The organism is Prevotella sp. S7-1-8 (assembly GCF_000758925.1).
GTDB lineage: Bacteria > Bacteroidota > Bacteroidia > Bacteroidales > Bacteroidaceae > Prevotella.
In genome coordinates, this window is sequence record NZ_JRNC01000106.1 from 1 (window position 1) to 8,114 (window position 8,114).

The 8,114-nt window shown below is 50.6% G+C and carries 5 protein-coding genes; 3 read left to right on the forward strand and 2 right to left on the reverse strand.

Translation table 11 applies throughout. The annotated features are described in order from the left end of the window. The coding region (locus tag HMPREF1640_RS11905; RefSeq protein WP_036895147.1) for a site-specific integrase at nucleotides 1-1,147 on the reverse strand (1,147 nt) is incomplete at its 3' end. A gap of 366 nt (nucleotides 1,148-1,513) precedes the next feature. Between HMPREF1640_RS11905 and purL the strand changes: the two genes are divergently transcribed. From purL to HMPREF1640_RS11920, 3 genes are all read left to right on the forward strand, one after another. Beyond that, nucleotides 1,514-5,311, forward strand: a complete 3,798-nt coding sequence (gene purL / locus HMPREF1640_RS11910) for a phosphoribosylformylglycinamidine synthase (protein ID WP_036895149.1) — start codon at nucleotides 1,514-1,516, stop codon at nucleotides 5,309-5,311. 126 nt (nucleotides 5,312-5,437) lie between these two features. Further along, entirely contained in the window at nucleotides 5,438-5,965 is a 528-nt protein-coding gene (locus tag HMPREF1640_RS11915) for a chromate transporter (RefSeq protein WP_036895155.1), read from the forward strand. Between the two features lie 62 nt (nucleotides 5,966-6,027). Further along, nucleotides 6,028-6,603: a chromate transporter gene (locus tag HMPREF1640_RS11920; RefSeq protein WP_036895151.1), complete on the forward strand. Its 576-nt coding sequence runs from the start codon at nucleotides 6,028-6,030 to the stop codon at nucleotides 6,601-6,603. A 362-nt stretch (nucleotides 6,604-6,965) separates the two neighbouring features. Here HMPREF1640_RS11920 and HMPREF1640_RS11925 read toward each other — a convergent pair whose 3' ends face one another. After that, nucleotides 6,966-7,745, reverse strand: coding sequence for a Cof-type HAD-IIB family hydrolase (locus HMPREF1640_RS11925; RefSeq protein WP_036895154.1), 780 nt, complete (start codon nucleotides 7,743-7,745; stop codon nucleotides 6,966-6,968). Between the last annotated feature and the right edge of the window lie 369 nt (nucleotides 7,746-8,114).

Genomic DNA, 8,114 nt, shown 5'->3' on the forward strand with positions numbered 1-8,114 from the left:
TTGCGTAAATCTGCGTCGTCTTTATGCTCTTGTGTCCGAGCATGGAGCTGACCGTTTCGATGGGAACACCGTTGGAGAGGAATATCGTCGTGGCTGCCGTGTGGCGGCTCTGATGCCACGTGATATGCTTGGTGATGCCGCAACGCTTGGCGACGGCACGGATACCGGCAAGGCACGTGTTATAATGCGGAACGGGAAATATCCTGCCGTCCCCGCACAGTCCCCGGTATTTGCCGATTATGCGGTTGGCGATGTCGAGCAGGCGGATGTTGGACACCACGCCCGTTTTCTGGCGGTTGATGTTTATCCACTCGTGTTCGTCGAAGTAGGTGCGGATATTCTCTTCCGTAAGGTTGCGCATATCCGCGAACGACAGCCCCGTGAAGGCGCAGAACAGGTAGAGGTCGCGGTACAATTCCTGTTTGGCGTTTTTCAGTTTCCCCTCCATCAGCAGGCGGATCTCATCTTTGGTCAGGAAACTGCGTGTTGTTTCCTCCTTCTTGATTTCATACTCGCGGAACGGGTCGTGCGTCAGCCACTCGTTGTTGATGGCGATGAATACCATCGTCCGTAACGGGCAGACGTACAGCCACACGGTATTGGTGCAGCAGTGCTTGTCCGTGCGCAGGAACATCTCGAAGTCGGAGATGAAAGCCGGGGTAAGCTCTTTTAGGGCGATGTCCTTCACATGGTAGCGGATGTCGAGGAACTCTTGCATGTGCTTGTAAACGGTGCGGTACTTCAGCAGCGTGCCTTTGGCTTTCATGCCTGCCTCCACCTGCTTCTCGTAGTCCTCGTTGTGCTGGCGGAACACCTGCATCAGCGTGTGGTAGCGGTGTTCCAGTCCGAGAAAGGCGTTCTTCACCTTCTCCGCCGTGACGAAGTTGTCACGCTCCATGATTTCCTGATAATGCCTGTTGATGCGTACCCGCATCTTGTCAAGCATACGGTTCGTTTCGAGTGCCGCCGTGCTTCTGCCCGTGACACGTCCACCTTTGGTGTCCCACAGTTTCGGATCGACAGTCAGTTTGCAGCTGAACTGTGTCTGGCTGCCGTCCACCGTGATGCGTCCCATGACGGGAACTGTCCCGTCCTTTTTCACTACCTGACGCTTGAGGTAGTAGATTACTGAAAATGTACTCTTCATTGTCCTTAATTTTTGGGTTTCAAAATTAGTTGGTGAAGAGTCCGGTGTTGGTACGCAAAACGGGGAGGAACGGCGCAATCTTTTTCCGTAACCTGATTTTTCGCATGAGTTATGGATAACTCACTATTCCTTAGAGCCTTGTTTCGCTATTCGTACCCGTTTGTCGCATTTTCGGGCATGGTTACGAACAAGTAACGTAGCGGCGTCAGGATTTGGCTTCGGCAGGGATTGTAATGGCTTCACGGATTATCGCCACTTCAACCAAAACCCTTGTAACTCAATTCTATCACTATATCTTTCCGCATTTCACTTTTTTGTAGTAACTTTGCAAGGTAAACATACACCTTATTAAAATACATAAAGATTATGATCCATTTCTTTAAGACGCTCAAGGAGAGTATCATCGCCGTTGAGGCAGACCATAAGCTCAATGGGCAAGAAGAGCGGAAGCTGTGTTGGCTGTTTGGCGACGCGGAACGTATGCGGGCCGAAAGCGCGGAGGGCTTCTTTATAGGGCCACGCCGCGAGATGATAACCCCATGGAGCACGAATGCCGTTGAGATTGCACAGAACATGAATCTCACCGGCATTTCGCGTATAGAGGAATATTTTCAGGTGGAGCGAGAGGAAGCCGACCACGACCCGATGTTGCAGCGCATGTACCACGGTTTGGACCAAACGGTGTTCACCGTGAGCCACGAGCCGGACCCCATTAAGCATGTGGACGACCTTGAGAAATTCAACGAGGAGGAGGGATTGGCGCTCAGCGCGGAGGAAATGGAATATCTACACAAGATAGAAAAGCAAAATGGCAGGCCACTTACCGACTCGGAGATATTCGGCTTCGCACAGATAAACTCGGAGCATTGTCGTCATAAAATTTTTGGAGGAACGTTTGTCATTGATGGCAAGGAGCGCGAATCGAGCTTGTTCGCGCTCATCAAGAAGACTACGAAAGAAAACCCTGGCAAGATACTCTCGGCCTATAAGGACAACGTGGCGTTCGCGCGGGGACCTATGATAGAACAGTTTGCGCCGGCCGACCAAACCACGAGCGACTACTTCAGGGTTGAACCCGTGGAGAGTGTCATCTCATTGAAGGCTGAGACCCATAACTTTCCCACCACGGTGGAGCCTTTCAATGGTGCTGCCACGGGTACGGGCGGTGAGATACGGGACCGTATGGGCGGAGGCATAGGCAGTTGGCCGATAGCTGGCACGGCTGTATACATGACGTCATACCCTCGCTTGGCCGGTTCGGATGAAGAGCGCGGGTGGGAGAAAAGCATAGAACCGCGCAAGTGGCTATACCAAACTCCTGAGCAGATTCTCATCAAGGCATCGAATGGCGCCAGTGATTTCGGCAACAAATTTGGACAACCTCTCATCGCCGGTTCGGTGCTGACATTTGAGTACCAGACATCGTCCGCGGACACGTCGACCGATGTTGACGCCAAGAAAGAGGGTGGACAGGTGTATGGATACGATAAGGTAATCATGTTGGCAGGTGGCGTGGGCTATGGCAAAAAACGCGACTGTCTTAAGAAGGAACCTCGAAAAGGCAACAAAATAGTGGTGGTTGGAGGCGACAACTACCGCATTGGGTTGGGCGGTGGCTCTGTGTCGTCGGTGGACACGGGACGTTACAGCAGTGGCATTGAATTGAACGCCGTGCAGCGCGCCAACCCCGAGATGCAAAAACGCGCCTACAATTTGATACGCGCCTTGGTCGAAGACGACAACAATCCGGTGGTATCGGTGCACGACCACGGCTCGGCTGGCCATCTCAACTGTTTGTCTGAATTAGTCGAGGAGTGTGGTGGAGAAATAGACATGACCAAACTTCCCATAGGCGACAAGACGTTGAGCGCCAAGGAAATCATAGCCAATGAGTCGCAGGAGCGCATGGGACTGCTCATAGATGAGAAATATCTCGACCGCGTGCAGAAAATAGCCACGCGCGAACGTGCGCCAATCTATGTGGTGGGCGAGACCACTGGCGATGCCCATTTTAGTTTTGTGCAAGGTGATGGCGTGAGGCCTTTCGACCTCGATGTGGCTCAAATGTTCGGCCATTCGCCCAAGACGGTGATGAAAGACGAGACGGTGGAGCGTCGCTATGAGGACGTGACTTACTCTGTGGATAAGATAGACGAGTACCTGAATGATGTGCTCCGTCTTGAGGCCGTGGCCTGCAAAGACTGGCTCACAAACAAGGTGGACCGCTCTGTGACGGGCAAGGTGGCGCGCCAACAAACGGTGGGAGCGTTGCAACTGCCATTGAGCGACTGTGGAGTGGTGGCTCTCGACTATCGAGGCAAGAAGGGTATAGCCACGGCTTTGGGGCACGCGCCGCAGGTTGCCATGGCCAACGCCGCGGCCGGCAGTGTGCTGAGCGTGGCCGAAAGCCTTACCAATATTGTTTGGGCACCTATCGCCACTGACAACACTCATCCATCGGCCGTGCGCAACTTAAATCTTTCGGCCAACTGGATGTGGCCCTGTCGCAGCCAAAAAGGTGAGGACGCGCGACTCTACGAGGCTGTGCGCGCGCTGTCCGACTTCTGTTGTGAGCTTGGCTTGAACGTGCCCACGGGCAAGGACTCGCTCTCTTTGAGCCAGCAATATCCTGACGGCAGCAAGATAATCGCGCCGGGAACGGTCATCGTGACGGCCGGAGGCGAGGTGGGCGACGTGCGCAAGGTGGTTAGCCCGGTAATGGTGAACGACAAGAACTCGTCATTCTATTACATCGATTTCTCTTTTGACAAACAGCGATTAGGCGGCTCCGCCTTTGCGCAGGCACTTGGGAAAATTGGCAGTGACGTGCCAACGGTGAAGAACGCGGAGTATTTCGCCGATTGTTTTAACGCCGTGCAGGCACTCATTAATAAGGGATGGATAATGGCCGGGCATGACGTTTCGGCTGGTGGGCTTATTACCACGCTGTTGGAAATGGCCTTTGCCAATACCAAGGGCGGCATGCATGTGAACCTGCACGATATGCAATCAGAGAATGGTGACATTGTCAAAATGCTCTTCGCCGAGAACCCTGGCGTGGTAATTCAGGTGTCGGACAATTACAAGAGAGAGCTTCGGGAGTATTTGGAAGATAATGGAATAGGCTATGCCAAGATTGCGTACGCCACGCCTGACGTGCGTAAGATCGTGGTTAAGAAAGACGATTTTGAGCATGAATTTGATATTGACGCGCTGCGTGACGTATGGTATAGCACTTCGCGTCTGCTTGACAGAAGCCAAAGCATGAATGGCACCGCCGATAAACGATATGCCAACTACAAGTCGCAACCCATTGGCTTGAGATTTCACGACGGTTTTAAGGGCACGCTAAGTTCGCTCGGTCTTGACGCTGACAGGTGGAAAACACAGACCGATGATAATCGGCCTAATGCCCCGAAGGCCGCCATCATACGCGAGAAAGGTACAAACGGCGACAGGGAGATGGCTTATGCCTTGTGGTTGGCAGGCTTTGAGGTGAAAGACGTGATGATGACAGACCTTGTCACTGGGCGTGAGACGCTCGAGGACGTCAGCATGGTCGTATTCTGTGGAGGTTTCTCCAACTCGGACGTTTTGGGCTCGGCCAAGGGATGGGCGGGCGCTTTTCTCTACAATCCCAAGGCCAAGGAGGCGCTGGATAAGTTTTATGCCCGAGAGGATACGTTGAGCCTTGGCATCTGCAATGGTTGTCAACTGATGGTGGAACTCAACCTGATCAATCCTGATCACGAGCGCAGGGCACGGTTGTCGCACAACGAGAGCCAAAAGTTTGAGAGCCGTTTCCTCGGTCTTGACATTACAAAAAACAACAGCGTGATGCTTGGAAGTCTGTCGGGTGACAAACTCGGCGTGTGGGTGGCGCATGGCGAGGGCCGGTTCAAACTGCCCGAGTCGGAAGAGCGATACAACGTGGTGGCCAAATACAGCTATGATGAATACCCAGGCAATCCTAACGGAAGCGACTATAACGTGGCTGGCATTTGTTCGGCTGATGGTCGCCATTTGGCCATGATGCCACACCCGGAGCGCTCCATCTTCCCTTGGCAGAACGCTTACTATCCTTCTGATCGCCCTGCCGATGAGGTGACGCCATGGATGGAAGCGTTTGTCAACGCTCGTCGTTGGGTGGAGCAGCATCAATAAAGATAGCCCTGTTTTGTGAAAAAAAATGATGCCGCTGGTGCCCAAGCGACGGTTCGCCATTGTGGATACACAATGTTAAGGGCTGCCAATGGCATTATTTTTTACAAACCGTTCAAACGTCAACTTATGTATGTAACGCTTTTCAAAACCTTTTTTAAGGTAGGAGCTTTCACCATTGGTGGAGGCTATGCCATGATACCTATTATCCAAAGCGAGGTGGTGGACAAACACAAATGGATAGAAAAAAACGAGTTTCTTGACCTCATAGCTGTCGCACAAAGTTGCCCGGGGGTGTTTGCCATCAATATTTCTACGTTCATAGGTTATAAGTTGAGAGGCAGATGGGGGGCCCTATGTACCACGGTTGGCACGGCATTGCCGTCATTTCTTGTCATACTGCTCATCGCCATGTTTTTTCATCAGTTTATGAATGTGAGCTGGATAGCCGCTATGTTTCGGGGCATCAGGCCTGCCGTGGTGGCTCTTATCGCTGTGCCAACGTTTAATTTGGCTAAGAGCGCACATATCAATTTAGCCAATTGTTGGATACCAATAGCCTCCGCGTTGCTCATTTGGCTGTTGCATGTAAATCCGATTTGGATTATCATTGCGGCTGGTGTGGGTGGTTATGCCTATGGCAAGGTGCTGAAATGAGATAGAACAAAGACCGTAGCCCTTGGCTTGAGGATATTAATTTTGATATTTGAATTACCAATATGATATTTCTTCAACTCTTCGTCACTTTTTTTCAAATAGGCCTTTTCGGGTTCGGCGGCGGATATGGCATGCTGTCACTCATCCAAACGGAGACCGTGGCACGCCACCATTGGCTTACCTCCGCGGAGTTTACCAATATCGTGGCCATCTCTCAAATGACTCCCGGCCCTATCGGGATAAACTCCGCCACCTATTGCGGATATACAGCTATACACAATGCTGGCTATGGCATGCCTATGGCTATGCTTGGCTCTGCCACGGCAACTTTCTCGTTGGTGTTGCCCTCATTCATCTTGATGATATTGATATCGAAGATGTTTATGAAATATATGAGGACGGATGTTGTGCAGAATGTGTTTGAGGGTTTGCGTCCGGCGGTGGTCGGGTTACTGGCGGCGGCCACGCTGATGCTTTGCAACGGAGAGAACTTTAACACGCCCATCGTAAACCCTTGGCGCTTTTACATTAGTTTGGCACTGTTCGCGGCCACTTTCGTGGGTACCATGTGGTTTAGGATTAACCCCATTCGCATGATATGTTTTGCGGCTTTCGCTGGGTTGATATTGTTGTATTGACAATGCGGATGGTTACGGAGAAACTTCACAAAGACTCTGCGTTCAGGCATTGAATAACAAATGGCCATTAATATGTTTGGTGCTAATACAAGGACCAATTGTTGGTGTGAAAGACGGCAAATATAGGTATGATTACGATGTTCGCGATGCCATTTGTGCCCCGGTTGGGGGGGCGTGGCATTTTACAAGAACTTTTTTTTGTTTATTTTAATTTTGAGAGTATGGTCGCGTGGTTTTCTGTCGCGTGCGAAAAACTCAAATGCTTCGTTTACTTGTGGGGGACAGGGTGGCTCGCTCGCAAATAAACGAGGCTTTTCAGAGCGTTTGTCAAATATTATCCTAATGTTTCTTCCAAAGAAAAATTAGTGCCAAAATTTTTCCATCGCTTTTTTGATGCCATCCTCATCCACGTGAGTGGTTACATAGTCGGCATTTTGTTTCACGTTTTCCGCAGCGTTGCCCATGGCCACGCCAACACCGGCTTGACGCAAAATGGGAATGTCGTTGCCGCCGTCGCCAAACGCTATGGTATCTTTGATGTTAATGCCGAGATGATCGGCCAAAGCCTTTAACCCTTTGCCTTTGTCGGCGTTTATATGCGTAATGTCTGTGAACGCATCGGTCCACCTGCCCGACGTGCACGCCTTGAGTTTGCTCATTAGCTCAGCCTCCTGCGCGGCATTGATAAAGGGCGTTAGTTGTAGGATGGGCTCTTGCAAGACGCGATTGAGGGATGCAAACTTAAAGCCTTCCAATCCCAATCCCATCAAAAGTATTTCGTCCACAATTTGACTGTGGCAAAGCACGGCGATATGTTCGCAGCCCACCACAATGCACGGAGCGTCGAGTGCGCGGCATGTTGCCAATATGGTGTCTACATCTTCTGGCAAAAGAGCGTGACGGCAAATGGTACGACCATTCACAATGCACAGTGCGCCATTGGTGGTGATATAACCGTCTATCAAGTCTTCGATTTGTTTCAAGTTTATGATAAAAGGCATGGGCCTGCCTGTGGATATGAATATTTTGCCACCGTGTCTCTTGGCCTTGCGTAAAGCATCCACTGCCGATTGCGGAATGACGTGGGTCTTGAAGCTGACAAGGGTGCCGTCTATGTCGAAAAATAAAGCTTTGACGTTCATGGTCTTGATTTTTTTTTGTGTGTGTTCTTGAACTGGGTGCTCGCTTTTTAGCCTATTAGGCTATGCCATGCGTAATTAATGGGCGAGTTGACCATATATTTGCAAATTGTTTTAGGGAGCTTGTTAAATAAACGCTCTCATGTGGCCTTTGAGGCTGCGATCTTTTTTTTGTGTCTACATGTCGCGCTTGGACATCCGATGCATGGACAAAAGTACGCAATATTAAACAGACTGGCGGATAAATGCACATGTTTGTCACAGATACTTAAGATATATTAACCGTGGTCAATAGGGGTGAAATCAACAGAATGGCGTGAATTTCTCCGATATTTACAACTTTTTTTTCTTGGCATGTTGTTGCTTTCATGC